Source organism: Streptomyces sp. NPDC057280 (genome assembly GCF_042668605.1).
Taxonomy (GTDB): domain Bacteria; phylum Actinomycetota; class Actinomycetes; order Streptomycetales; family Streptomycetaceae; genus Streptomyces.
This window is the reverse complement of the sequence record NZ_JBHUYR010000005.1, coordinates 202,299-226,364: the sequence shown is the minus strand read 5'-3', so window position 1 is coordinate 226,364 and position 24,066 is coordinate 202,299. Positions and strand designations below refer to the sequence as shown.

Genomic DNA, 24,066 nt, shown 5'->3' with positions numbered 1-24,066 from the left:
CCGGTCGCCCCTCAGCGTCCGGTCAGCACGAACCTCACGTACCGGACCCTGCCCAACGACCGCTTGACCTCCTTGCGTACGTCGGTCAGCTGGGCCAGCACCCTGGCGCGCTCCTGCTCGCTGCCCGCGAGTTGCTTCTGCTGCCGGATGAGATCGGCCCGCTTGCGCTGGATGTCCGTGGCGTGCTGCTGGCGCTGGGTGGTGAGGCGGGTTCGCTCGCCCGTGATGCGCTGCTGAAGAGCGTCGCGCTCCCGCTGGGCATCCGTCTCGGCCTGCTTCACGTCGGCCTTCAGCCTGCGGCGACGCGCGGCGATGTCGGCCTTGATGCGCGCCTTGTCCTGCGCGGGAAGGGAGGTGGGAGCGGACTGCCGGGCACGCTGTTCGAGGTTCTGCCGCCAGTTCTCCAGGGTGGTGGCTCGCGCCTCGCCGATGCCCGGGACCTTGACCTGATGTCCGCCGGCGAGCACGAGGTAGGCGTTACGGCTGGCATAGCCCTGATTCATCGAATAGATCACTCCCGTGAAGTCGGCGGCCGTCCGGATGCCCGCGGCTTCCAGCGCGGTGACCATCTTGGGCCCCATGTTGGTGAGCGCCCGGGCCTCCCGGATCGGCGTTCGGCGCAGCCGGTCCTGCACATGGGCCCTGATCGCCGGCTCCAACGCGGCGGCCAGCTGCGCCTTCTCCTGAGCGGGCAGTCCGGCGAGCTCCTGCTGCGCCTTTCCGCTGCGCCGGTTCATGTTCATGGTGATCCTGGCGAGACCGTCCTTGAGCTCTGTCTGCAGTGCCTGGACCTTCTTGTCCGAGGCCGCGTTGTCCTTGGCCAGGTCACTGTCCAGGGTATGGATCTCCTGCCCGATCCGCTGATGGGCGCGGGCCGGATCGGCCAGCTCCCGGGCCCGTCCCTTCAGCCCGGCGATCTGCGCGTGTGCCGCCCGGTACTCGGGGCGGCGCCTGCGGCCCGCGGTGAGGGCGGCGACGGCAAGGACCAGAGCGGCCGTCTGGCTGCCGGGCAGCGCTGATGCCGGCTGCGCCGCAGAGAGCACCAGGGCGCCGGGCGCGGATGTGGTGAGCAGCGCCCCGGTGCCCGCGACCAGGTCGCCGACCCGGCGTCTGACGAAACCGGCGTTGGCGGGCGCCGTCGTCGGCGCCGAGGGGGTGGCGGGCGTGACGGGGACCCGGCCTGTCATCCAGGCCGGGACGCCCGCCGGGGCCGTACTCGATGCGGTGGCAGACGCACCGGACACGGCGGCGGTGGACCAGGGCGGGGATCCACCCTGTGCGGCGGCCGCGCCGGACCGGGTGCCGCCGCCAGACCGCTGGGCGGGCACCTTGACGGTGTCGGCGGTCACGGCCGGCAAGGCGGAACAGGGCAGGGCGACGAAGCCCTTGACCCGGTCGGCGAGTTCCCGCACCCGCGCGTCGGGGTGGTGCAGCAGCACCGGCCAGGCCAGTGAGGTGGCGGGCTCCTTGAAGTCCGGCTCGGACAGGATGAGCGACTCGCCCTGGGGATCGTGGAGCTGGTGCCACAGCCCCGGATCGGTCGCCACGGCCACCAGGGAGAGCGCGATGACCCAGGCGGAGAAGCGGTCCATGTGCGGGCCGAAGTCGGCGGCCGTGCGGGACGGCGACTGGTAGTTGCGATGCCCGTTCTCCGTGGCCTGTTCGCCCCGCAGCGCGGGCACGTACATGCCGTCGTAGTCCACGAGGCGGATGGTGCCGTCGGCGGCGACCAGCAGATTGCCGTGCTGGAGATCGCCGTGGGCGATGCCGTTGTCCTCCAGGTCGGCGATCATGGCCACGAAACGGTCGGCGAGCGCGCGCACCGCGGCCGAGTCCTGGAGGTTGCGCTCGATCCAGCTGATCAGGCCGGTGCCCTGCACCCAGGTCATCCTGACCACGGGAAACCAGTGGCCCTGGACCAGTACACCCTGCTCCAGGAAGTCGAACCCCACCGACCAAGGCTGCGAAAGCGCACCGCTGTCCAGCGCCCCCAGCGCGGAGCTGATCGCGGCGTACCGATTCCCGAGCGTCGCGCTGTCCCGGGTGAAGCACTTGAGGGCATAGCGCTGTCCGCCGGGGGCGGTGACGGAGAAGACGCTGGCGAAGTTCCCGGAGATCGCCTTCGGCCCGAGGACCGGGCTCTGCTCGACCTTGCCATGCTTGAGGTCGGGGTCGCTGAAGCAGAGCTCGGGGTGTTGCAGTGCCTCCGCGTACAGCGCCCCCGTGGGGAACTTCCTGACCGCACCGGGTCCGGGGGCGGAGGGACCGCCGCGGGACACCGCCATTTATGCCTCCGCTCTCACCCACGTCCGGATGAGCGTGACGTCGTCGTTTCTCATGTGGCCGCCGGAGCGCTGGTGAGCGATCCATTCGGCGAACTGCTCTTCCCCTTGCGGCGCGATGGCCGCCAGTTGCCGTCCGGGCATCAGCCCGGCGCCCTCGCCGGCCAGCGTCCAGGCGGCCAACGCATCGGTCGCCAGCAGGAGTTCGTCACCGGGCTCCAACTCGCCGTGGGCGACGGTCATCCGCCGCGCGACCAGTTCCCAGTCACGGTTGCGGCTGCCGAGGAGCATCGGCGTGATCCCGAACTCCGCCAGGTCGGTCACCGGGAACGACGTGTGCACGGCGCCGTCCCGGATCTGGAACAGACAGCTGTCCCCGAGCGCGAAGGCGTGCCAGGTCCAGCGGGTCTCGCCCGTGTCGAGGAGCGTGCCGCGGATCTCGGTCCCCAGCACGGTGGCGAAGGCACCCTTCTCCAGCCCGGGCTGCTCGTACCAGGTGATGGGTCGGCCCTGTGCGGCGCGGTTCTCCTGGTACTGGGCCAGGAAGGTCTCCCAGTGCCACGAGGAGCGGTCGATCAGGTCCTGCGCGAAGTGCTCCGGCCCCCGCCACCAGTCCCCGTTCATACGCATGGACTCGATGACGTCGTTGACGAGCTGCCCAGCCCAGGCCCGGGCCAACAGGCTCTCCGAGGCCCCGTCCGAGACGGCGGCGTACAGCGACTGCACGAGGCGGCCGTCATCATCGACGCCGGGTTCGGCGGGATCCCAGACCAGTCCGGCGTCCTCGCACTCTTCCGGCCTGCTGCCCGCCTTCGGCAACCGCAGCAGTTGCGACTCCGGCAGCGCCGGAAGACCCCCCATGGTCAGCGCAGTTCCGTCGCGCGGGTGCCGATGTCGAGGAACTCGACGATCTGAGTGATGTCGGCGTTGTAGACGAATCCGCGGGTGGTCTCGCTGACCCGGTGTCCCTGGGAGGCCGCGTAGGAGCGCATGTGGCTGGGCAGCACGCTGGACATCTGGAACAGCAGCCGGGCGTAGGTGTCCGGCAGCGCCTCCTCGCCGTCCGGGAACGTGATCGGCGTGCCGCCGCTGCCGGAGACGTGCAGGTTGAACAGCAGGACCGGTCCGTCAGCGGTGGCGTGCGAGGCCAGTCCGATGGCAGCGCTGGTCGGGTCTCCGTCGGTGGACTCGCCGTCGGTGAGGTTCAGCACGATGGGTGGGAAGCCGCCAGGGTGCTCCTCGACCCAGTTCGCGACCAGGTTGTCGGCGTAGCCGAGGGCACGCGTCATCGGCGTACCGCCGTTGGTGACCGGGTCCATCCACACCGGGAACTGCACCGACGTCTCGACCAGACCGCCTGCCCCGTCGGGCACCTTCTTGGTACGGCTCTCCACCCGGGCAGGGTTGTTGGCGACCTCGCTCAGCGGAACGAGGTCGCGTCCGGCCAGCGCACCCTTGTAGGCGGAGCCGACGTGGTTGTGCCCGTAGCCGATCACCGCCACGTGGAAGTAGTCCCGTACGCCTTCTTCCTTGGCGCACTTGACGGACAGTTCGGTCAGCAGTCGGTTGATGGCGTCGGACACGACCTCGGCCCGCTGCTTGGTCTCCTCACCGCTGCCCATCGGGTCGCTCATCGAGGCGGACTGGTCCACCAGGAAGATGAAGCAGCCCGGGTTGGTCCGGCTGATCTCTGCGGTGTACGGCACCTGAATGGCCCCCCGATTTCCCCTGTCCGAACAGGCACGGGGCAACCGCATGGACCTCTTGTCTCTGCATGCCCCCCAGGGGCATCACCTTAGCGGACGACCAGATTCTTCACATGAACTCCTCACATGCCGTCCCACAGTCCGTCGGGGGTCAGCCCGAGCAGGTCGATGGCGTTGCCGCGGACGATGCGTTCGATCGCGTCCGGGTCCAGGTGGCCCATCTGCGCCTCGCCGACCTCCCTCGACTTCGGCCAGGTGGAGTCGGAGTGGGGGTAGTCGGTCTCGTAGAGGACGTTGGCGAGGCCGATCGCGTCGAGGTTCCTGAGGCCGAAGGCGTCGTCGAAGAAGCAGCCGTAGACGTGGTCGGCGAAGAGTTCGGACGGCGGCCGGTGGACCTTGTCGGCGACGCCGCCCCAGCCGCGGTTCTCCTCCCAGACGACGTCGGCGCGTTCGAGGATGTAGGGGATCCAGCCGATCTGCCCTTCCGCGTACATCACCTTCAGGCCCGGGAAGCGTTCGAACTTGCCGCTCATCAGCCAGTCGACCATCGAGAAGCAGCAGTTGGCGAAGGTGATGGTGGAGCCGACGGCGGGCGGGGCGTCGGCGGAGGTGGAGGGCATCCGGCTGGAGGAGCCGATGTGCATGGCGATGACGGTGCCGGTCTCGTCGCACGCGGCGAGGAAGGGGTCCCAGGCGTCGGTGTGGACGGAGGGCAGGCCGAGGTGCGGGGGTATCTCGGAGAAGGCGACGGCGCGGACGCCCTTCGCCGCCATGCGGCGGACCTCGGCGGCGGCCAGTTCGGCGTCCCAGAGCGGGATGAGGGTGAGGGGGATGAGCCGGCCGTGGGCGGCGGGGCCGCACCACTCCTCCACCATCCAGTCGTTGTACGCCTGGATGCACAGCAGCCCCAGCTCGTGGTCCGCGGCCTCGGTGAAGGTCTGGCCGCAGAAGCGCGGGAAGGTGGGGAAGCACAGGGCGGACTGGACGTGGTTGACGTCCATGTCGGCGAGGCGGGACGGGACGTCGTACGACCCCTGCCGCATCTGCTCGTAGGTGATGATCTCCAGCTTGATCTCGTCCCTGCTGTAGCCGACGGCGGTGTCGAGGCGGGTGAGCGGCCGGTGCAGGTCCTCGTACACCCACCAGTCGCCGATCGGGCCGTCGCTCTGGCCGGGGGTGCCCATGACGGGCCTGAACCGGCCGCCCAGGAAGGTCATTTCCTTCAGCGGGGCCCGGACCACGCGGGGACCGACGTCCAGGTACTTCTTCGGAAGCCGGTTCTGCCAGACGTCGGCGGGCTCAACGGTGTGGTCGTCGACGGAGATGATCAACGGGAAGGTGGTGCCGGTGGCGGTCTCCATGGGGGCCACGGTAGCGCTGATCTGACGACCCGTCAGCTACGGTGACAGCGCCTGGTCATGATGGTTTGTGCGCGGAATTGTGCGGAGGGGGCGTGAGGGACTTGTGATTTACCGCGCGCCCACCTGTGATCAGACTCTCCACAGCTGACGCATCTGCCATGAACAAGGCAAACTGGCGGGGTTGCTCACTGGGTTGAGGGGGACTCGATGGACGGTCTACCGCGGGTGCCTGAGCAGCGGCGTCCCGGCTCCTCGGCGGAGCCAGGCCCGTCGCTGCGCTTCAGCGTGCTCGGACCGGTGCGCGCCTGGCGCGGCGAGGAGCCCCTGGCGATGGGCTCGCCCCAGCAACGGGCCCTGCTCGCGGCCCTGCTCCTGCGGGAGGGCCGGACGGCCACCGCGGCCGAGCTGATCGACGCCCTGTGGGGCGAGGAGCCCCCGTCGCAGGCCCTCGCGGCCGTCCGGACGTACGCCTCCCGGCTCCGCAAGGTCCTCGACCCCGGCGTACTGGTCAGCGACGCGGGCGGCTACGCGATCCGCTCCCTCGGTGAGGGCGCGCTGGACGTGACGGTGGCGCAGGAGTGGGCGACGGAGGCGGAGAAGGCACGCGGCGCCGGGGACCTGTGCCACGCCCGCGAGGTGCTCGCCCGCGCCCTGGCCCTGTGGGACGGCGAGGTGCTGGCGGGGGTGCCGGGCCCGTACGCGTCCTCGCAACGGGTCCGCCTGGAGGAGTGGCGTCTGCAACTCCTCGAATCCCGCCTCGACATGGACCTGGAGCAGGGCTGCCACGCGGAGGCGGTCTCGGAACTCACCGCCCTGACCGCCGCGCACCCGCTGCGGGAACGCCTGCGCGAGCTGCTGATGCTGGCGCTGTACCGCTCCGGCCGGCAGGCGGAGGCCCTCGCCGTGTACGCGGACACGCGGCGCCTGCTCGCGGACGAGCTGGGCGTCGACCCGCGGCCCGGGCTGAAGGACCTCCAGCAGCGCATCCTCCAGGCGGACCCCGGCCTCGCGGAACCGTCGTCCCCGCGCTCGGAACCCGCCGCGACCCCGGTCCGCCCCGCTCAACTCCCGGCGACGGTCCCTGACTTCACGGGCCGCGCGTCCTTCGTGGCCGAGCTCGGTGACGTGCTGGCCTCCTCCGAGGGCCGGGTGATGGCGGTGTCGGCGCTGGCGGGCATCGGCGGCGTCGGCAAGACGACCCTCGCCGTCCATGTCGCCCACCAGGCCCGCTCGGCCTTCCCCGACGGCCAGTTGTACGTCGACCTCCAGGGCGCGGGGCAGCGGGCGGCGGAGCCGGAGACGGTGCTGGGCGCGTTCCTGCGGGCGCTCGGCACGGCGGACTCGGCGATCCCGGACTCGCTGGAGGAGCGGGCGGCGCTGTACCGCTCGGTGCTGGACGGCAGACGGGTACTGGTCCTGCTGGACAACGCCCGGGACGCGGCACAGGTGAGACCGCTCCTTCCGGGCACGGAGGGCTGCGCGGCCCTGGTGACGTCCCGGGTCCGGATGGTGGACCTGGCGGGCGCGCACCTGGTGGACCTGGACGTGATGTCCCCCGACGAGGCGCTCCAGCTCTTCACGCGGATCGTGGGCGAGGAGCGCGTGGCCTCCGAGCGGGAGGCGGCGCTGGACGTGGTGGCGGCCTGCGGCTTCCTCCCCCTGGCGATCCGCATCGCGGCGTCCCGCCTCGCGGCCCGCCGCACCTGGACCGTCTCGGTCCTGGCGGCGAAGCTCGCGGACGAACGCCGTCGCCTGGACGAACTCCAGGCGGGCGACCTGGCGGTCAAGGCCACCTTCGAACTCGGCTACGGCCAGCTGGAACCGGCCCAGGCCCGCGCGTTCCGCCTGCTGGGCCTGGCGGACGGCCCGGACATCTCCCTCGCGGCAGCGGCGGCGATGCTGGACCTGCCCGTCGAGGACACCGAGGACGTCCTCGAATCCCTGGTGGACACATCCCTGCTGGAGTCCGCGGCACCCGGCCGCTACCGCTTCCACGACCTGGTACGCCTCTACGCGCGTGCGTGCGCGGAACGCGACGAGTGGCCGCCCGAGGAGCGGGGGGCGGCGCTTTCGCGGTTGCTGGACTTCTATCTGGCGACGGTCGGCGGGGTGTACCTGATCGAGCGGCCGGGGGACCGGCTGGTGGCTCACCTGGAGCAGGCGGCGTATCCGGGGCTGGTGTTCTCGGACCGGCACGCGGCGCAGGACTGGCTGTACGCGGAGGCGGTCCCGTTGCTGGCCTGCGTACGGCAATCGGCGCGGCCCGAGACGCTGCGGCGAGCCGTCGACGTGCTCTGGGCGGCCGTGGACCTGGCCGAGTCGGGTGCCAACTCGAAGGAGTACGGCGCGGTCGCCGCGCTGCTGCGGGATGCGGCCCGGGAGGCGAGCGACCCTCGCGCGGAGGCACGGGCCCTGACCACCCTCGCCTTCATGCACCAGGTCTCCGACAGCAAGTTCGACGCCGCCCTCCAGGAGGCCTCACGCGCCTCGGAGTTGGCCGCTGTGGCGGCCGACCCGCTCACCGGGTGCTGGGCGGCCAACATCAGCGGGGCGGTCGCCCACTACCAGAACCGGCACGAGGCGAGCGAAGAGCACCTCACCTTCGCCATCGACGGATTCCGCGCCCTCGGCGACCGCGCGGGCGAGGCCAGTGCCCTGTGCAATCTTTCGCGCATCCATCTGGTCACCGGGCGGACGGCGAGTGCGGTGGCGCTGGCCCAGCAGGGCGCGGCGATGTACGACGACCTGGGACACGCCCTGCGCGGTGCCAACGGCCGGTACGCGCTGGGCCTGGCGCTCAAGCAGAGCGGAAAGCTCGCCGAGGCCGCCGAGTGCCTGCACCAGGCCCTCCAGGTGTTCCGGGAGAGCCGCCAGCGTCTGTGGGAGGGCATGAGCCTGTTCCGGCTCGCCGAGCTCGATCTCGCGGCGAGGCGCCCCGCGCAGGCGGCTGCAAACGCCGAGATGGCTCTGACGCTGCTGCGGGACATCGGTGGCGAATGGCGACGCGGCAACGTTCTCACGATCCTCGGGCGGGCCCTCAGCGGGATCGGCCAGCAAGGCCGGGCCCAGGTGTGCTGGCGGGACGCTCTCGAGATCTTCGAGGCGCTGGGTGTACCCGAGGCCACCGAGGTCAGGGGTCTGCTGAGCCCGGTCGCGGCGGCCTGAACCAAGCCGACGGCCCGTGCCGCCGGACGCGTTCATCATTCGTTTATCGCCGCCCGGCACTCTCTGCTGTGTCGAGCCGTCGCGTCGGGGGGCAGACGGAGCGACACCGGGCCGGACATCTAAGGTGAACCGGCCCAGCAGATCCGCCCGGCAGCCCGCGGGGGAGTTGCCGGGCGGATCCTGCCCATCCATCGCACCGAACTGTCAGGGGAGCCAGCGAACATGAGCGACGAGACCAGCACCGACAACGTCCACATCACGGACAAGCCCGCGAGCGACGCGACGACGGACAACGTCCACATCACCACCGAGCCGCTCAAGGTCAAGAGCACGGACACGGACGAGGCCACCACCGACAACGTCCACATCACGGACAACCCTGCCTGACCCACACGAACCTTTCCCGCACGGGGATCGGCCGCGGCGGCGCGGAGGGGGAGCCGCCGCGGCCGAGGCATGTCCGAGACATGTCCAGGGGGCGCCCCGTCAGCCGGCCGCGGTCCGCCGCAGCTCCCCCTTCACCACCTTCCCGCTCGCGTTCCGCGGCAGCTCCCGCACGAACTCCACCGACCTCGGCACCTTGTAGTTCGCCATCTCCCGGCGCGCCCACGCGATCAGGTCGTCGGCCGTCAGGACCGCGCCCGCGCGACGCACCACGTACGCCCTGCCGACCTCGCCCAGCCGTGCGTCCGGTACGCCGATCACCGCCACGTCCGTCACCTCCGGGTGCAGCCCGAGGAGTTGCTCTATCTCCGCCGGGTACGCGTTGAAGCCGCCGACGATGAACATGTCCTTCAGGCGGTCGGTGATCCGCAGGTTCCCGCCGGCGTCCAGGACGCCCACGTCGCCCGTGCGCAGCCAGCCGTCCGGGGAGAGCACCTCCGCCGTCGCCGCCGGGTCCTCGAAGTAGCCCCGCATGACGTTGAACCCGCGCACCAGGACCTCGCCGGGCTCGCCCACCGGCGCCTCGACGCGGACCTCCGTGCCCGGGATCGCCCGGCCGGACGTCGAGGCGATGACCGACGGGGCGTCACCGCGGCGGCACATCGTGACGATGCCGCTGGCCTCCGAGAGGCCGTACGCCGTCAGGACCGTCGACACGCCGAGTTCGTCCCGCAGCCGTTCGACCAGGGTCAGCGGGACCACGGCGGCACCGGTCACCACCAGGCGCAGCGCCGAGAGGTCGTACGACGTCCTCGCCGGGTGGTCCAGGAGGGACTGGAGGAGGGTCGGCGGGCCGGGGAGGACCGACACCCCTTCCGAGGCCACGTTCGCCAGCACGGTGTCCACGTTGAACACCGGCTGCGGGATCATCGTCGCGCCCCGCATGAGGCAGGCGATCACGCCCGCCTTGTAGCCGAAGGTGTGGAAGAAGGGGTTCACGACGAGGTAGCGGTCGCCCTGCCGCAGGCCCGCCAGGTCGCTCCAGATCCCGTACGCCCGCAGCGTCTGCGCGTGCGTGATCACCGCGCCCTTCGGGCGGCCCGTGGTACCGGACGTGAAGACGATGTCCGAGGGGCAGGAGCCCTCGACGCGGGACTCACGCTCGCGCACCTCCGCCGCCCCCACCCCCTCCCCGCTCGCCAGGAAGTCCTTCCACGTGCGGTAGTCGGCCGGGGCGTCGTCCGCGAGCACCACCACCTGGTCCAGCGCCGGCAGGCCCTCGCCCTCGCCCACCGCGCGCCGCAGCGACGCCACGTACGACGTCCCCAGGAACGTCCCCGTCACGAACAGCAGCCGCGCCCCGCTGCGGCGCAGCACGTCCGCCGCTTCGGCGCCCTTGAAGCGGGTGTTGAGGGGGACGAGGACCGCGCCCGCCGACACCGCGCCCAGCGCGGCCACGATCCAGTCGAGGGTGTTGGGGGCCCAGATCGCCACCCGGTCACCGGGTTCGACGCCGTTGGCGATGCAGGCCGCCGACGCGCGCTCCACCCGTGCGCCCAACTCGGCGTACGTCACCCGCGTACGGCCCTCCACCACCGCCTCGACGTCCGGGTACCGCTCGACCGCGGACCGGACGAGTCCCGGGACACTGCCCCACTCCAGATCACCGCGCACAGCACTCCTCCCAACCCCGGAGCTGACTACCCGTCAGATTAGCTGTACCCTGACGGCCTGTCAGCAGCCCTTCGGCAGTGTGGAGGTGGGTGCGCATGGCCGGGATCAAGGACGCCACCGCGATCGTCGGGATAGGACAGACCGCCTTCGCCAAGCAGCTCGCGGAGGACGAACGCACCCTCGCCTGCCGTGCCGTCATCGCCGCCCTCGACGACGCCGGGATCGACCCCGGCGAGGTCGACGCCCTCGCCTCCTTCACCATGGAGGAGACGGATGAGGTGGAGCTGGCGAAGGCGGTGGGGTTCGGGGATCTCACCTTCTTCAGCCGGGTGGGGTACGGGGGTGGCGGGTCGTGCGCCACCGTCGCGCACCTCGCCGCCGCCATCGCCGGCGGCCAGGCGTCCGTCGGGGTCGCCTGGCGGTCGCGGAAGCGGGGCAGCGGTCCCCGGCCGTGGCGCAATACCGTCGCCCAGCTCCCCACGCCCGCCCAGTGGACCCGGCCCTACGGCCTGCTCCGGCCCGTCGACGAGATCGCCATGCTGACCCGCCGGTACATGCACGAGTACGGCGCGACCCGGGACCACCTGTTCAACGTCGCCCTCGCCTGCCGGAACCGCGCCAACCAGAACCCGGCCGCCGTCATGTACGACCGCCCCCTCACCCGCGAGATGTACATGACCTCGCGCTGGATCAGCGAGCCGCTCTGCCTCTTCGACAACTGCCTCGAGACGGACGGGGCGTTGGCGTGCGTCGTGGTCAGCAGGGAGCGGGCGCGGGACTGCCGCAGGCCGCCCGTGTACGTCCACTCCGCCGCCCAGGGGCTGCCCGCCCAGCACCACGGCATGGTCAACTACTGGAACGACGACCCCCTCACCGGGCCGTCCTGGGCCACCGCCCGGCACCTGTGGAAACACGCCGACTTCACCCCCGAGGACGTCGACGTCGCCCAGATCTACGACGCCTTCACCGCCCTCATCCCGCTCTCCCTGGAGGGGTACGGGTTCTGCGGGCGCGGGGAGGGCGGCGCCTTCACCGAGCAGGGGGCGCTGGAGAGCGGCGGGCGGCTGCCGATCAACACCGGCGGCGGCGGGCTCAGCGAGGCCTACGTCCACGGCTTCAACCTCATCAACGAAGGGGTGAAGCAGCTCAGGGGGACCAGTACCGCTCAAGTGCCGGGCGCCGCCACCTGTCTGGTCACCGCCGGTGAGGGCGTCCCGACCTCCGCACTGCTGCTGACGAACAGGAGCTGAACCGTGCTCTCCCCCGTCATCGACCCCGAGGGCGCCCCCTTCTGGCGGTACGCCGCCCAGGGCGAACTCCGCGTCCAGGCCTGCGCCGACTGCGGCGAACTCCGCTTCCCGCCCCGGCCCTGCTGCCCCCACTGCCGGTCCTTCGGCGTCGAGTGGCGGCCCGTCCCGGGGCACGGCCGCGTCTGGTCGTACGTCGTCCCCCACCCGCCGCTCCTGCCGGACTACGCCGAGCGGGCGCCGTACAACGTGATCGTCGTCGAACTCGTCGAGGCGCCGCACATCCGGCTGGTCGGGAATCTCGTCGCCGAGCCCGGGGCGCCGATCGACTCCCTGCCCGCCGACCGCATCCGCATCGGCGCCCGGGTGCGGTTCGTGGCCGATCCGGAGAGCGGGCTGCCGCAGTGGGTGCCGGAGCGGTCATGAGTCTGCGGGTCAGCACCGACAAGGACACCGGCGTCGCCGTCGTCACCCTCGACCGGCCGCACCGCCTCAACGCCGTCGACCTGGAGCTGCGGGACCAACTCGTCGACACATGGCGGGCGTTGCGGTTCGACGACTCCGTGCGGGCCGTCGTCCTCACCGGCAGCGGCGAGCGCGCCTTCTGCACCGGGATCGACCGCGACACCGAGGTGCCGCAGCCCGGCTCCCCCTACATGGCCGACGACCCGCTCCTGCGCGTCGGGCCCAAGTCCAACGACCTCTGGAAGCCCGTCGTCGCCGCGGTGCGGGGCATGGCCTGCGGGGGCGCCTTCTATCTGCTCGGCGAGAGCGAGTTCGTCGTCGCCGACCCGGACGCCACCTTCTTCGACCCGCACACCACCTACGGCATGGTGAGCGCCTACGAGTCGGTGCTCATGGCGCAGCGGATGCCGTACGGGGAGGTCGCCCGGATGATGCTGATGGGGACGGCGGAGCGGATGTCCGCGCGGCGGGCGTACGAGATCGGGCTGGTCTCCGAACTCACCGCGCCGGGCGAGGCGTTGGCCCGGGCCATCGAAGCCGCCGCCGTCATCGCCGCGCAGCCGGCCGCCGGGGTGCAGGGCACCGTGCGGGCCCTGTGGGCGGCGCGGGAGGCCGCGCTCGCCGCCGGGTTCGCGCAGGCGCCGCACCTGATCGCCCTGGGCAACCTGCCGGACGACCGGCAGGCGGAGCTGTTCTCCACCCGCCGGCCGGGGTTCAGGACGCGCTGACGGCCTGGGCGACCCGGTCGTCGCATGGCGCCGCTCCCGTCCCGGGCGTAGCGTCTGGGGTGAGAGCCGCGAACACTGCCTGACCCGCACGCTCTCGCCGAGTCGACGGCCGCCGTCCGGAACCCCTTCCAAGCGCTCGGTACGACGGCCGTCCCGGAGCCGGCTACGCGGTTCTGGCCGTTCCCGTGCCCTTCTCCGCGTCCAGCGCGTACACGCAGCGGTCCTTGCTGCACGCGTACACGACGCCGTCCTTGACCACCGGGGCGCCGGTGATCTCGCCGCCGGTCGCCAGCTTCCAGCGCAGCCGGCCGTCGTCGGCCTTCAGGGTGTAGAGCAGGTGGTCGGTGGAGCCGAAGTGGATCCGGCCCTCGGCGACCGCGGGGGCGCCCACGATGTCGCCGCCCGCCTGGAAGCGCCACTTCGGAGTGCCGGTCACCGCGTCCAGCGTGTACAGGCCCTTGCCGCTGCCCACGTGGACGTGCCCGGCGGCCACCAGCACCGGCTCGATGGAGGACCGCGCCTCGGTGGCGATGCGCCAGCGGTCGCGGCCGTCGGCGGCGTCGAGGGCGTACACGGTGCCGAGGTAGTCGGCCAGGTAGACCCCGCCGCCGGTGACCGCGGGGCCCGGCACGAAGGCGGGCGGGCACAGGAACACGGCCGGCGCCTCGAAGTGCCACTTCACCCGGCCGCTCGCCACGTCCAGCGCGAGGACGCGGGTGCCGGCGGAGACGTACACATAGCCGTCCGGCGCCTGCGTGACCCGGATCGGCACCCCGCCGCAGGAGGCCGCGTCGCCGATCGGGTACGACCAGCGCTCGTCGCCGGTGCGGGCGTCCAGGGCGCGCAGCCGGGCGTCCTGCCAGACGTAGACCGTGCCCTCGTGGAGGGCCGGGCCCGCCTCGGGGGACTCGAAGTCGGTCTGGGCGCCGGTGAGCTCCCAGAGTTTCTGGCCGTTGGAGGCCTCCCAGGCCTGCACACCGCCGCCGCGGGTGCCGGTGACGACCGTGCCCCGGTCGGCCTTGAGCGCGTACACCCAGGCGTCCGTCTGGAGCCGCCACAGGTCACCGCCCTCGCGGGCCTCCAGGGCGAACAGGGTGGGGCCGTCGGAGGCGTGGATACGGCCGTCCGCGACCGCCATCGACCAGGCGACGTCCCGCGTCTTGAAGCTGCGCCGGCCGGTCGCCACGTCCAGCGCGTGCACCTCGAAGGAGGTGACGTAGACGAGGTCACCGGCGACGGACGGGGTGCCCCACACGTCGTTGGACATGCGGAACCGCCAGGGGCGCCAGCCGGAGGCCGTCTCGGGGGCCAGGGGCGGCGGGGCGGGTACGGCGGGGCCCACGGCACCGTCCGTTCCGTTGACGCCGGGGCGCGGCTTGGACCAGCTGGCGACCAGGCCCGCCTCGGGCGGCGGCGCCTTCACGGCGGCGGCGCGGGCGTCGGCGACGCGCGGGCCCGGACCGATGGGCACCTGCGCGCCCGCGAGGCGTACGGGGCCGGTGTCGGGGGCGCCGACGGGGACGCGGGCCGGGACGACCGGGTCGTGCGAGGGCGGCGGGGGCACGGGGGCGGGCCGGCCGCCGCCGCTGCGTCCGCCCTGGCCCGGCTTCACGGCCGGGCGGCCGTTGCGGCGGGCCTCGATCAGGCTGACCGCCCGCTCGGGCAGCCAGGCCGAGGCGGTGCCGCTGTCGTCGGAGCCGGAGCCGAAGAGGTGGGGGGCCAGCTGGGCCTGGAGGTCGGCCGGGTTGGGGCGGCCGGCGGCCTCCATCTGCATGCAGGACTCGATGAGCGGGCGCAGCTCGTCCGGGAGGCCTTCGAGGTCCGGGCCCTCGCGCAGCAGCATGAAGACCGTCTCGACCGGGTTGGCGCCGTGGAAGGGCGGGTGGCCGGTGGCGGCGAAGACCAGCATGGATCCGAGCGAGAAGACGTCGCTCGCGCCGGTGACGGAGCGCGAGTCCTTGGCCTGCTCGGGCGACATGTAGGCGGGGGTGCCGACGGCGACGTTCGTCATCGTCAAACGTGTGTTCGACACACCGGAGGCGATGCCGAAGTCGATCACCCGGGGGCCGTCCTCGACGACGAGGACGTTGGAGGGCTTGAGGTCACGGTGGACCAGCCCGGCGCCGTGGATCGACTGGAGCGCCTCCGCGACACCCGCCGCGAGCCAGCGCACCGCCTGGGCCGGCATCGGCCCGCACTCGTTCACTATCTCCTCGAGGGAGGGCGCGGGGACGTACGCGGTGGCCAGCCACGGCACGGCGGCGCGCGGGTCGGCGTCGACCACGGCCGCCGTGTAGAAGCCGGAGACGGCCCGGGCCGCCTCGACCTCGCGCGTGAAGCGGACGCGGAACAGCTGGTCCTCGGCGAGCTCCGTCCTGACCGTCTTGATCGCCACGCGCCGGCCGGACGCCGAGCGCGCGAGATAGACCAGCCCCATGCCGCCGGCGCCCAGCCGTCCCAGCACCTCGAACGGCCCGATCCGCCGCGGATCGTGCTGCGTCAGCTGATCCACCACTTGCCTGCCACCTCCCCGTACGGGCCACGTCACATCCTTATGTACGCGACCCCGTGCAGCGTCTCACCACCGCACCGCCATGGCGGCACGCACCCCGATTCTTCCTGGCCGAGGCGCAGGTTGCGAACCCGGCCGCAAATCGGGATGTCTCATGGCAAAACACCCGGATTCACGGCTGTGGCCGCTCCAGTACGGCGAACGACGCCCCCTGATTGTCGGTGACGACGGCGGCCTTTCCGTAGGACGTCTCGAAGGGTGGCGCCTGCACCCGCCCCCCGAGCCGCCGCACCGCCCCCAGCGCGGCCTCGCAGTCCTCGACCCCGAAGTGGACGAGGAAGTGCGGCGGCATCTCGGCCGGGAAGACGTCGGAGACGGGGGCACGGCCGAAGTCGGGAGCGGCGTCCGGTCCGAACAGGGCGTCATGGAAGAGCCCGCCGTAGAACGTGTTGGCGGCCTCGGTGTCGCGGGCGTACAGCTCGGCCCAGGCGAAGGTGCCGGTCTCGTGCCGGGCGCCGAAGCCCGGGTGGGTGTCCGGCTCCCACAGGCCGAAGACGGCGCCGTCCGGGTCGGTGACCAGGGCGGAGGTGCCGAGGTCGCCGACCGGCATGGGGGCGGTGACGACCTGGCCGCCGGCCGCCCAGATCCGGTCGGCCAGGCCCTCGATGTCGGGGGTGGCGAAGTACACCGTCCACACGGTGGGCATCCGCCCGTCCGTCTTGCGGGTGAGCGCGGCGACCGGCTCGCCGTCCCGCAGGGCCCAGACGGCCCCGCCGTACCGCCGTTCCTCGAAGCTCCACCCGAAGAGCTCACCGTAGAACCGCTTGCCCGCCTCGACGTCGGGAAGCTGCGCGTCCACCCAGCAGGGGACGCCCTCGCCGTATGCCCTGTTTTCGGCCATACCGCCAAACTAACGGCGACTCACGCACCCCGCAGGACCAGGCACACCCGCCCCGCGAAGCCCGTGCACCCCATTTGCAGTCGGCCGAATCGCGCTCCGATCACCCCTCGGTAAGCTGACGGCATGACAGGACAAGTGCGTACCGTCGACGGCCGCGTGGCCGGCCGGCGTGGGCAGGCGACCCGGCAGAAGCTGCTCGACTGCCTCAGCGAGATGCTCAGCTCCTCCCCTTACCGGGACGTCAAAGTCATCGATGTCGCCCGGAAGGCGGGTACTTCGCCCGCCACCTTCTACCAGTACTTCCCGGACGTCGAGGGTGCCGTCCTGGAGATCGCCGAGCAAATGGCCACCGAGGGCGGGCAGTTGACCGCTCTCCTTGAGGGCCGGTCGTGGGTCGGCAAGGCCGGCTGGACGACCGCGCAGGAACTCGTCGACGGGTTCCTGGAGTTCTGGCGCAAGAACGACGCCATCCTCAGGGTGGTCGATCTCGGCGCCGCCGAGGGCGACAAGCGGTTCTACAAGCTCCGCATGAAGATCCTGAACTCGGTGAACAACTCCCTGGCCGATTCGGTGGCCGAGTTGCAGTCCAAGGGCAAGGTCGACAAGGACGTGAACCCGGCGGCGGTCGCCGGTTCGCTGGTCGCGATGCTCGCGGCGGTCGCCTCGCACCAGAAGGGCTTCCAGACCTGGGGCGTCAAGCAGGCCGAACTGAAGCCGAACCTGGCGCTGTTGGTGCACCTGGGCGTGACCGGCAAGAAGCCCACGAAGTAGCGGAACCGCTCTCTTATCAGGCCCCAAGTCCTGTCCGGCAGGCGGTGGTTCGTCCGGCACGTTCCGGACGGCCGCCGCCTGCCTCGCTATGCGGGCAGCGGACGGTCCCGTACGACGTGCTTCATCACCAGCGTCGAGGTCAGCCGCTGCACACCCGGCAGGGTCGCCAGCCGCTCGTCGTAGAGCCGCTGGAAGGCGGCGAGGTCGGCGGTGGCCACCCGCAGCAGATAGTCGGGCTCCCCGAACAGCCGCTGGGCGTCGATCACATGGGGAATCCCGGTGAGCGCCTTCTCGAACTCGGCGACGGTGTCCCGGTCCTCCTGCCGCATGGACACGAAGACCAGCGCCTCGAAGGTCAGCCCCACGGACCCCGGGTCCACCACGGCCCGGTAGCCGCTGATCGCCCCCGACCGCTCCAGCTCGCGCAGCCGACGGTGGCAGGGCGAGACGCTCAGGCGCACCCGCGCGGCCAGCTCGGTCACGGTCAGCCGCCCGTCCTGCTGAAGCTCGGCAAGAATTTTCCGGTCTACGTCGTCCATGAAGAAGATATTTGCCCAGAACACGCGATCATGGGCAAACTTCGGCAACACTTTCGAGCCATTCACGCCTAATGTCCCCCGCATGGACACCGGACTGCTGCTCTCCTTCCTCGCCCTCGACCTCCTGCTGGTGTGCGTGCCGGGCGCCGACTGGGCGTACGTCATCTCGGCCGGCGTGCGGGGGCGGTCGGTGGGACGGGCGGTGGCTGGGCTGGTGGCCGGGTACGCGCTGCACACCGCGCTCGCGGTGGCCGGACTCGCGGTGCTGGTCGCACGCTCCCCCGGGCTGCTGACCGCCCTCACGGTGGCGGGCGCCGCCTACCTGGTATGGCTGGGCTGGGGCGTGCTGCGCCGCCCGGTGGCCCCGGCGGCCGGCGGTGACGAGCGCGGGGCCCTGTTCCTGCGCGGGGCGGCGATCAGCGGCCTCAACCCCAAGGGGCTGCTGCTCTACCTCTCGGTGCTCCCCCAGTTCCTCGTCACCCGGGGCAGCCATCCACCGGTGGCCGTGCAGACGGCCGTGCTCGGTGTGCTGCACATGGCGTGCTGCGCCGCCGTCTACCTCGCCGTCGGCGGCACGGCCCGCACCCTGCTGACCGCCCGCCCCCGAGCCGCCCGCGCGGTCACCCGCACCTCCGGGGCGGCGATGCTCGGCATCGGCGCGCTCCTGCTGGCGCAGCACGCCCTGTGACTACCGCCGCACGATCCTGAACACCCGGATCTCCCGCTCCACCCGCGCCTGGTAGGTCGCGTACGGCGGCCAGAAGACCAGCAGCCGCTTCCACACGGCCGCCCGCTCCTCGCCCGCCAGCAGCCGGGCCCGCACCGGGATGTCGGTGCCCTTCCAGCTGATCTCCGCGTCGGGGTGGGCGAGCAGGTTGGCGGTCCAGGCGGGGTGGCCGGGGCGGCCGAAGTTGGAGCCGATGAGGATCCAGCCGCCGTCCGGCTCCGGCATGCAGGCGAGCGGTGAGCGGCGGGCCTGTCCGCTGCGGGCGCCCGTGGAGGTGAGGATGACGCCCGGCAGCATCTGGGCGCTGAGGATGACCTTCCCCCGGGTCAGCCGGTGCACGGCCCGGTCGAGGGCGGGGATGACATGTGGGGCGACCCTGGCGAAGCCCCGCGTGGACGAAATGCGCTGCACCGTCTTCTCGCCGATCACACCGGCACCTCCGTCGCCGTGAACAGGGCCGCCGCGTCGGCGGCGTGGGCCCGCAGCCGGTGCACCGGCCCGAACAGCAGCTCGTCGCCGGCGGCCCGCTTGAAGTACAGCTGGACGTCGTGCTCCCAGGTGAACCCGATGCCGCCGTGCAGCTGGATCGCCTCCCCGGCGGAGCTTCGGAGCGCCTCCAGTCCCTGCGCGAGGGCGAGGCCCCCGACGCGTTCACCTTGAACGGTGGCCCAGGCCGCGTAGTACGCGGCCGAACGTGCCGCCTGCACCTGGACGTACACGTCGGCCAGGCGGTGCTTGACCGCCTGGAAGGACCCGATCGGCCGCCCGAACTGTTCACGCTGCTTGACGTACTCGACGGTCCGCTCCAGCACCCGGTCGGCGGCCCCGACCGCCTCGCAGGCGAGGACGGCGGCGGCGCCGTCGCCGGTGCGGGCGAGGGCGGCCGGGACGTCCGTGCCCTCCTCGCCTCCCAGTAACTCGGCCTCCACGTGCCTCAGTTGGACGTGCCCCAGCGGCCGGGTCGCGTCGAGAGCGGTGTGCCGGGTGCGGACGACGCCGTCGGCGTCCCCGGCGACGAGGAAGAGCAGCGTCCGGGAGCGGGCGAACCCGCCGGTGTGCGCGGCGACCAGCAGGAGCCGCGCGCTGTGCCCGTCCGGCACCGGCCCGACCTCCCCGTACAGCGTCCACCCCGCCCCCGCCCGCCGTGCCTGCACGCCTCCGGCACGGCCGCCGCCGGCCCAGTCCCCGCGGTTGTCGCCGGTGAGGGCGAGGCCCGCGGCGGGGGCCGCGAGGGCGGCGGTGAGGGCGCCGGACGCGATCCGGGGCAGCAGGTCGGCGCGCTGGGCGTCGGTGCCGAGGGCCAGGACCAGCGGGGCGACGAGGACGGCGGTGGCGAGCAGCGGGGAGGGCGCCAGCGCCCGTCCCGTCTCCTCCGCCGCGAGGGCGAGTTCGGTGGCGGAGCAGCCGACACCGCCGTACGCCTCCGGGAGGGCCAGTCCGGGCAGGCCGAGCTGTTCGGCCAGGGCGGTCCACAGGGCCGGGTCGTGTCCTGCGGGGGTGTCGACGGCGGCCCGCAGCTCCTCCGGACCGCACCTCTTGTGGAGCAGCTCGCGCAGGGTGCGGCGGATCTCGTCCTGCTCGGCGGTGAAGCCGGCGTCCATGGCGACCCCTTCCCTCCGGATCTGACGGTCCGTCATATTAGGAGGGGCGGGTCGATAAGCACAGAGCGAGGGAGAGGTCATTCATGGCTGCCTCATTGCTGAGGACCGGCGGCCGGAGGGTCGCCGTGGTGGGTGTCGCCCTCGCCGACTGCGGCCGGGTGGACGGCGCGACACCGTACACCCTGCACGCCCAGGCGGCCCGGCGCGCGCTCGCGGACTCGGGCCTCGACCGGTCCGTGGTGGACGGGTTCGCGTCGGCGGGCACGGGGGTGCTGGCGCCGGTGGAGGTGGCCGAGTACCTGGGCCTGCGCCCCACCTGGGTCGACTCCACGTCGGTCGGCGGCTCGACGTGGGAGGTCATGGCGGCGCACGCGGCGGACGCGATAGCGGCGGGCCATGCGAACGCCGTGCTGCTGGTGTACGGCTCGACGGCACGGGCGGACATCAAGGCGGGCCGCCGCACCGGCAACCTCTCGTTCGGCGCCCGGGGCCCGCTCCAGTTCGAGGTCCCCTACGGCCACACGCTGATCGCCAAGTACGCGATGGCGGCCCGCCGCCACATGACCGAACACGGCACGACGCTGGAGCAGTTGGCGGAGGTGGCGGTGCAGGCGCGGGAGAACGCGGCCCGGAACCCGGAGGCGATGTTCCGCGATCCGGTCACGGTGGACGACGTCCTGTCCGGGCCGATGATCGCGGACCCCTTCACCAAGCTGCACTGCTGCATCCGCTCCGACGGCGGGGCGGCGGTCCTGCTGGCGGCGGAGGAGTACGTCCAGGACAGCCGTGCCGCCCCCGTCACGATCCTCGGCACCGGCGAACACGTCTCCCACGCCACGATGTCCGAATGGCCGGACTTCACCGTATCCCCGGCGGCGGTGAGCGGGCGCCTGGCCTTCGAACGGGCGGGGGTGCGACCGGCCGACATCGAACTGGCGGAGATCTACGACGCCTTCACCTACATGACCCTGGTGACCCTGGAGGACCTCGGCTTCTGCAAGAAGGGCGAGGGCGGGGCGTTCGTGCAGTCCCGCGAACTCCCGGTCAACACGGACGGCGGCGGTCTCTCCGCCCAACACCCCGGCATGCGCGGCCTGTTCCTCCTCGTGGAGGCGGTACGGCAGCTACGGGGGGAAGCGGGCGAACGCCAAGTCCGCCGACCGGACGGGACCTTGCCGGAGCTGGCGGTGGCATCCGGGACCGGGGGCTGGTTCTGCTCGTCGGGAACGGTGGTGCTGGGGCGGGGGTGAACCCTCAGCGCGACACCCTGACGACGGCCGTGTCATCGGCCGGATCGGGGTCGCGGCGGCCGACGTCCCACGGGCTGAACGGCTTCTTGTCCTCCAGGCGCACGGTGCCCTCGCCCGGTTCGCCGAGGGTCATCGTGAACGCGAAGGTCTGGGTCTCCTCCGGGTCCAGGGCCTTGACGTCGCAGGTGTAGGTGAAGTCGTCGTTGTCGCAGTACGGCTCCCAGACGCCGTCGTCGTACTCCGTCATGGGCTGTTTCACCATCGAGGTGCCGGGCGGCGGTTCGAAGACGAGCCGGACCGGGGCGCCGGCGTTCGCGGGGCCGTTGTTGCGGACCTCGAGCGTGAAGGTCCTCCGGTCGCCGGGCGCGCCCTTCAGATGGACGGCGGAGACCTCGTAGTCGGCGTACGTGTCGAGGACGACGTTCGTGGCACCGCCGCCCGCCACGAAGGCGCCGCCGGTGTGCGGGCCCGTGGGCTCCGGTTCGAGCACGGGTCCGTCCCCGTGCTCGCCACCCTCGTGGACCGTCGCGTAATGCCCCGGGCCCATGTCCAGGGCCCAGACGTTCCGGCCGTAGGAGGTGTACAGCTGCGCCCGCGGCGTACGGATGCGCGGGGCGGGGCGGAGCGCGACGGTCTCGCCTGGGTCGAGGGTCAGGTCAGGGAATTCACAGACGGCGATGTGGCCCTTCTGAAGCTCCGGGTAGCGGCAGTTGGCGTACCGCTGGTCGAACTCCGAGCCGTCGACGGACAGTTCCAGTCCCAGGCCGCGGGCCGGGACCTCGCCCGTGTTGCGGACGACGACGGGCTCGCTGAGGCGGGCGCCGGGACGCACCCCCCGCACCGACTCCGGCGCCACCGCCTCGACGACCGGCTCACCGACGACGAACCGGGTCCGCGCCGTGAGCTTCTTCCCGCCCTTCGTCGTGTACGTGTATGTCACGACGGCCGAGTCCCCGACCCTCGCGCCCTCGGCGGCGACCACCTTGGCGCGCGGCGCGTCGGCCCAGTTGCTGTAGTCGCCGTCCACCTCGCAGGTGACGTGCGACGCACTGCCCTCGCAGCCGCCGTACGTGCGGATCACCACCGTGCCGCGCGCCTCCTTCGGCACGTCCGCGGTGAGCGTGCGCGCACCGGGGCCGCCGGTGTCCTCGGCCACCAGGGAGTAGGGCATCTTGTCGTGCGGGCCCGTCCGGTCGCCCGGTGGGCGGAGGTAGTAGACCGAGGGCGCGGTGAGGGAGGGGGACGACGCGGTCTCCCCGGTTCCGGCACAGGCGGTGAGGGACGCGAGGAGGACGGACGCGGCGCCGAGCGCCGTACCGGACATGCGTATCACCGTTGTCTCCCCTGCTCCTGCCCTGCCCCTGCGGTTCAAGCCCCCAGGAAACACTCCCGCATCGCTCCCCACGCGAGAATCGGGGCATGGAAACCCCGGATCTTCACGAGTCTCTGAGGTCGCTGCGGGTGTGGGACCCGCAGGCCACCACGCTGCCCGCCTTCGACCCGGCGACCGCGCCCCCGGCGCCCCTGGCCCTGTTCACCACGTGGTTCGCCGAGGCGGTGGAGGCCGGCCAGACCGAGCCGCACACCATGTCCCTCGCCACGTCGGACCGGGAGGGCCAGCCCGACGTCCGGACCGTGATGCTGCACGGCGCCGACGCCTCCGGCTGGGCCTTCGCGAGCCACTCCCACAGCCGCAAGGGCGGACACCTGGCGGCCCGGCCGTACGCCGCCCTCGGCTTCTACTGGCCGGTGCTGGGCCGGCAGGTGCGGGTGCGCGGGCCGGTGACCGCCGCGCCCTCCGCGGAGGGACAGGCCGACCTGCACGCCCGCTCGACCGGCGCGCTCGCCGCCGCGCTGACCGGCAGACAGAGCGAAGTGCTGGGCTCGGTCGAGGAGCTGGCACGGGCGTCGGCGACGGCCTGGGAGCGGGCGCAGCGCGAGCCGGACGCGCCCGTCACCTCGTGGACGCTGTACCGGCTGGCCCCCGAGGAGGTGGAGTTCTTCCAGGGGGACGCCCGCCGACAGCACGTACGACTCCGCTACCACCGCACGGAGGACGGCTGGGCGCGGGAGCTGCTCTGGCCCTGAGGCGGTGGCTGCCGCGGGGCCGGATGCGGGGTCACGGGCCGTCCGGGGGCGTGGCGGCCTCGCCCGGTTCCGGGTCGGTCGACAGGCGGGCGTGCAGATGGGCGTCGCGGAAGGCGTCCAGCGCGCCCGACTCGAACATCGCGCCCCGCAGGGTGCCCTCGTAGCGGAACCCGGATCGCTCGGCCACCCGGCAGGACGCCTCGTGGCCGAGGGCGTGGCCCAGTTCGAGGCGGTGCAGGCCGAGGTCGGTGAAGGCCCAGCGGGAGGCGAGCACGAGGGCGCGGGTGGCGACGCGGTGGCCGCGGGCCTCGGGCAGCACCCAGTAACCGACGCGGGCGACCCTCATGATCGGGTCGATCGCGTTGACGCCGATGTGCCCGAGGGTCGTACCGCTGGCCGCGTCGTCGACGCGGAAGGACGCGCTCTCGCCGTCCGCCATGCGCTCCGCCACCGCGCGCAGGGAGGCGTGGGCGCCGTCGAGGTCGGTGACCGGCACCAGTGGGGTGTTCCAGCGCCGGAACTCGGGGTCGGCGCGGGCACGCAGCCAGGTCGCGGCGTCGGCGGCGGAGTGCGGGTCCCAGGGACTCAACCGGAGCCCGTGACCGAGCACTTCGGGAGCGGCGTGGTGGCTCGGAGTCCGTTCGCTTGTATGGGCCATTGGGCCA

Annotated in this window: 21 protein-coding genes; 9 read left to right on the top strand and 12 right to left on the bottom strand. The window is 72.4% G+C overall.

What is annotated here, in order from left to right; all coding sequences use genetic code 11:
• Positions 1 to 11: 11 nt before the first annotated feature.
• From ACFUO4_RS28570 to ACFUO4_RS28555, 4 genes are all read right to left on the bottom strand, one after another.
• Positions 12 to 2,285: a hypothetical protein gene (locus ACFUO4_RS28570; protein ID WP_383490249.1), complete on the bottom strand. Its 2,274-nt coding sequence runs from the start codon at positions 2,283 to 2,285 to the stop codon at positions 12 to 14.
• Entirely contained in the window at positions 2,286 to 3,143 is an 858-nt protein-coding gene (locus ACFUO4_RS28565) for a hypothetical protein (protein WP_383490245.1), read from the bottom strand. It lies immediately after the preceding gene.
• Positions 3,144 to 3,145: 2 nt separating this feature from the next.
• Positions 3,146 to 3,988, bottom strand: a complete 843-nt coding sequence (locus tag ACFUO4_RS28560; RefSeq protein ID WP_383490242.1) for a vWA domain-containing protein — start codon at positions 3,986 to 3,988, stop codon at positions 3,146 to 3,148.
• Positions 3,989 to 4,110: 122 nt separating this feature from the next.
• Positions 4,111 to 5,349, bottom strand: coding sequence for an amidohydrolase family protein (locus ACFUO4_RS28555; protein WP_383490239.1), 1,239 nt, complete (start codon positions 5,347 to 5,349; stop codon positions 4,111 to 4,113).
• A 207-nt stretch (positions 5,350 to 5,556) separates the two neighbouring features.
• Here ACFUO4_RS28555 and ACFUO4_RS28550 point away from each other — a divergent pair, with 207 nt between their 5' ends.
• Both ACFUO4_RS28550 and ACFUO4_RS28545 read left to right on the top strand, forming a co-directional pair.
• The gene (locus ACFUO4_RS28550; protein WP_383490236.1) at positions 5,557 to 8,514 is read left to right on the top strand and encodes a BTAD domain-containing putative transcriptional regulator; all 2,958 of its coding nucleotides are present in this window, start codon (positions 5,557 to 5,559) and stop codon (positions 8,512 to 8,514) included.
• 222 nt (positions 8,515 to 8,736) lie between these two features.
• A complete protein-coding gene (locus tag ACFUO4_RS28545; protein ID WP_179143426.1) occupies positions 8,737 to 8,901 on the top strand; it encodes a hypothetical protein in 165 nt (54 codons plus the stop codon).
• 99 nt (positions 8,902 to 9,000) lie between these two features.
• Here the strand turns inward: ACFUO4_RS28545 and ACFUO4_RS28540 are convergent, their stop codons facing one another.
• Entirely contained in the window at positions 9,001 to 10,572 is a 1,572-nt protein-coding gene (locus ACFUO4_RS28540; protein ID WP_383490232.1) for a FadD3 family acyl-CoA ligase, read from the bottom strand.
• A gap of 95 nt (positions 10,573 to 10,667) precedes the next feature.
• Here ACFUO4_RS28540 and ACFUO4_RS28535 point away from each other — a divergent pair, with 95 nt between their 5' ends.
• From ACFUO4_RS28535 to ACFUO4_RS28525, 3 genes are read left to right on the top strand one after another with little or no spacing between them, the layout of a single operon-like run.
• A complete protein-coding gene (locus ACFUO4_RS28535) occupies positions 10,668 to 11,822 on the top strand; it encodes a lipid-transfer protein (protein ID WP_383490229.1) in 1,155 nt (384 codons plus the stop codon).
• Between the two features lie 3 nt (positions 11,823 to 11,825).
• On the top strand, positions 11,826 to 12,245 hold the full coding sequence (locus ACFUO4_RS28530) for a Zn-ribbon domain-containing OB-fold protein (protein ID WP_079310068.1): 420 nt from the start codon (positions 11,826 to 11,828) through the stop codon (positions 12,243 to 12,245).
• Positions 12,242 to 13,012 (top strand): enoyl-CoA hydratase/isomerase family protein, encoded by a 771-nt coding sequence (locus ACFUO4_RS28525; RefSeq protein ID WP_383490226.1) that lies wholly within the window; start codon positions 12,242 to 12,244, stop codon positions 13,010 to 13,012. Before ACFUO4_RS28530 ends, ACFUO4_RS28525 begins: the two co-directional genes overlap by 4 nt.
• Positions 13,013 to 13,175: 163 nt before the next feature.
• Here the strand turns inward: ACFUO4_RS28525 and ACFUO4_RS28520 are convergent, their stop codons facing one another.
• Together ACFUO4_RS28520 and ACFUO4_RS28515 are read right to left on the bottom strand one after the other, a co-directional pair.
• On the bottom strand, positions 13,176 to 15,527 hold the full coding sequence (locus ACFUO4_RS28520) for a PQQ-binding-like beta-propeller repeat protein (RefSeq protein ID WP_383490223.1): 2,352 nt from the start codon (positions 15,525 to 15,527) through the stop codon (positions 13,176 to 13,178).
• 169 nt (positions 15,528 to 15,696) lie between these two features.
• The gene (locus ACFUO4_RS28515) at positions 15,697 to 16,425 is read right to left on the bottom strand and encodes a VOC family protein (protein WP_383490220.1); all 729 of its coding nucleotides are present in this window, start codon (positions 16,423 to 16,425) and stop codon (positions 15,697 to 15,699) included.
• A 135-nt stretch (positions 16,426 to 16,560) separates the two neighbouring features.
• On the opposite strand from ACFUO4_RS28515, the gene ACFUO4_RS28510 reads away from it, so the two are divergent.
• The gene (locus ACFUO4_RS28510) at positions 16,561 to 17,196 is read left to right on the top strand and encodes a TetR family transcriptional regulator (RefSeq protein ID WP_079310070.1); all 636 of its coding nucleotides are present in this window, start codon (positions 16,561 to 16,563) and stop codon (positions 17,194 to 17,196) included.
• Between the two features lie 86 nt (positions 17,197 to 17,282).
• Here ACFUO4_RS28510 and ACFUO4_RS28505 read toward each other — a convergent pair whose 3' ends face one another.
• On the bottom strand, positions 17,283 to 17,735 hold the full coding sequence (locus ACFUO4_RS28505) for an Lrp/AsnC family transcriptional regulator (protein WP_383490217.1): 453 nt from the start codon (positions 17,733 to 17,735) through the stop codon (positions 17,283 to 17,285).
• 82 nt (positions 17,736 to 17,817) lie between these two features.
• On the opposite strand from ACFUO4_RS28505, the gene ACFUO4_RS28500 reads away from it, so the two are divergent.
• Positions 17,818 to 18,423, top strand: coding sequence for a LysE family translocator (locus ACFUO4_RS28500; RefSeq protein WP_383490213.1), 606 nt, complete (start codon positions 17,818 to 17,820; stop codon positions 18,421 to 18,423).
• Here ACFUO4_RS28500 and ACFUO4_RS28495 read toward each other — a convergent pair whose 3' ends face one another.
• Together ACFUO4_RS28495 and ACFUO4_RS28490 are read right to left on the bottom strand one after the other, a co-directional pair.
• On the bottom strand, positions 18,424 to 18,891 hold the full coding sequence (locus tag ACFUO4_RS28495) for a nitroreductase/quinone reductase family protein (protein ID WP_383490210.1): 468 nt from the start codon (positions 18,889 to 18,891) through the stop codon (positions 18,424 to 18,426). It lies immediately after the preceding gene.
• Positions 18,888 to 20,063, bottom strand: a complete 1,176-nt coding sequence (locus tag ACFUO4_RS28490; protein ID WP_383490206.1) for an acyl-CoA dehydrogenase family protein — start codon at positions 20,061 to 20,063, stop codon at positions 18,888 to 18,890. The genes ACFUO4_RS28495 and ACFUO4_RS28490 overlap by 4 nt, the downstream gene beginning before the upstream one ends.
• A gap of 83 nt (positions 20,064 to 20,146) precedes the next feature.
• Between ACFUO4_RS28490 and ACFUO4_RS28485 the strand changes: the two genes are divergently transcribed.
• Positions 20,147 to 21,313, top strand: a complete 1,167-nt coding sequence (locus ACFUO4_RS28485; protein ID WP_383490203.1) for an acetyl-CoA acetyltransferase — start codon at positions 20,147 to 20,149, stop codon at positions 21,311 to 21,313.
• A 4-nt stretch (positions 21,314 to 21,317) separates the two neighbouring features.
• On the opposite strand, the gene ACFUO4_RS28480 is transcribed toward ACFUO4_RS28485, so the two are convergent.
• Positions 21,318 to 22,637 (bottom strand): hypothetical protein, encoded by a 1,320-nt coding sequence (locus ACFUO4_RS28480; RefSeq protein ID WP_383490200.1) that lies wholly within the window; start codon positions 22,635 to 22,637, stop codon positions 21,318 to 21,320.
• 95 nt (positions 22,638 to 22,732) lie between these two features.
• Here ACFUO4_RS28480 and ACFUO4_RS28475 point away from each other — a divergent pair, with 95 nt between their 5' ends.
• Complete coding sequence (locus ACFUO4_RS28475) at positions 22,733 to 23,401, top strand: pyridoxal 5'-phosphate synthase (RefSeq protein WP_383490197.1); 669 nt, start codon at positions 22,733 to 22,735, stop codon at positions 23,399 to 23,401.
• Positions 23,402 to 23,432: 31 nt separating this feature from the next.
• Here ACFUO4_RS28475 and ACFUO4_RS28470 read toward each other — a convergent pair whose 3' ends face one another.
• Positions 23,433 to 24,059: a GNAT family N-acetyltransferase gene (locus tag ACFUO4_RS28470; protein ID WP_383490194.1), complete on the bottom strand. Its 627-nt coding sequence runs from the start codon at positions 24,057 to 24,059 to the stop codon at positions 23,433 to 23,435.
• Positions 24,060 to 24,066: the final 7 nt, after the last annotated feature.

Bases quoted from the DNA above. Each gene is read 5' to 3' on its own strand.
- ACFUO4_RS28570 (WP_383490249.1), bottom strand. From the start codon at position 2,285: ATGGCGGTGTCCCGCGGCGGTCCCTCCGCCCCCGGACCCGGTGCGGTC.
- ACFUO4_RS28565 (WP_383490245.1), bottom strand. From the start codon at position 3,143: ATGGGGGGTCTTCCGGCGCTGCCGGAGTCGCAACTGCTGCGGTTGCCG.
- ACFUO4_RS28555 (WP_383490239.1), bottom strand. From the start codon at position 5,349: ATGGAGACCGCCACCGGCACCACCTTCCCGTTGATCATCTCCGTCGAC.
- ACFUO4_RS28550 (WP_383490236.1), top strand. From the start codon at position 5,557: ATGGACGGTCTACCGCGGGTGCCTGAGCAGCGGCGTCCCGGCTCCTCG.
- ACFUO4_RS28545 (WP_179143426.1), top strand. From the start codon at position 8,737: ATGAGCGACGAGACCAGCACCGACAACGTCCACATCACGGACAAGCCC.
- ACFUO4_RS28535 (WP_383490229.1), top strand. From the start codon at position 10,668: ATGGCCGGGATCAAGGACGCCACCGCGATCGTCGGGATAGGACAGACC.
- ACFUO4_RS28525 (WP_383490226.1), top strand. From the start codon at position 12,242: ATGAGTCTGCGGGTCAGCACCGACAAGGACACCGGCGTCGCCGTCGTC.
- ACFUO4_RS28515 (WP_383490220.1), bottom strand. From the start codon at position 16,425: ATGGCCGAAAACAGGGCATACGGCGAGGGCGTCCCCTGCTGGGTGGAC.
- ACFUO4_RS28505 (WP_383490217.1), bottom strand. From the start codon at position 17,735: ATGGACGACGTAGACCGGAAAATTCTTGCCGAGCTTCAGCAGGACGGG.
- ACFUO4_RS28500 (WP_383490213.1), top strand. From the start codon at position 17,818: ATGGACACCGGACTGCTGCTCTCCTTCCTCGCCCTCGACCTCCTGCTG.
- ACFUO4_RS28490 (WP_383490206.1), bottom strand. From the start codon at position 20,063: ATGGACGCCGGCTTCACCGCCGAGCAGGACGAGATCCGCCGCACCCTG.
- ACFUO4_RS28485 (WP_383490203.1), top strand. From the start codon at position 20,147: ATGGCTGCCTCATTGCTGAGGACCGGCGGCCGGAGGGTCGCCGTGGTG.
- ACFUO4_RS28480 (WP_383490200.1), bottom strand. From the start codon at position 22,637: ATGTCCGGTACGGCGCTCGGCGCCGCGTCCGTCCTCCTCGCGTCCCTC.
- ACFUO4_RS28475 (WP_383490197.1), top strand. From the start codon at position 22,733: ATGGAAACCCCGGATCTTCACGAGTCTCTGAGGTCGCTGCGGGTGTGG.
- ACFUO4_RS28470 (WP_383490194.1), bottom strand. From the start codon at position 24,059: ATGGCCCATACAAGCGAACGGACTCCGAGCCACCACGCCGCTCCCGAA.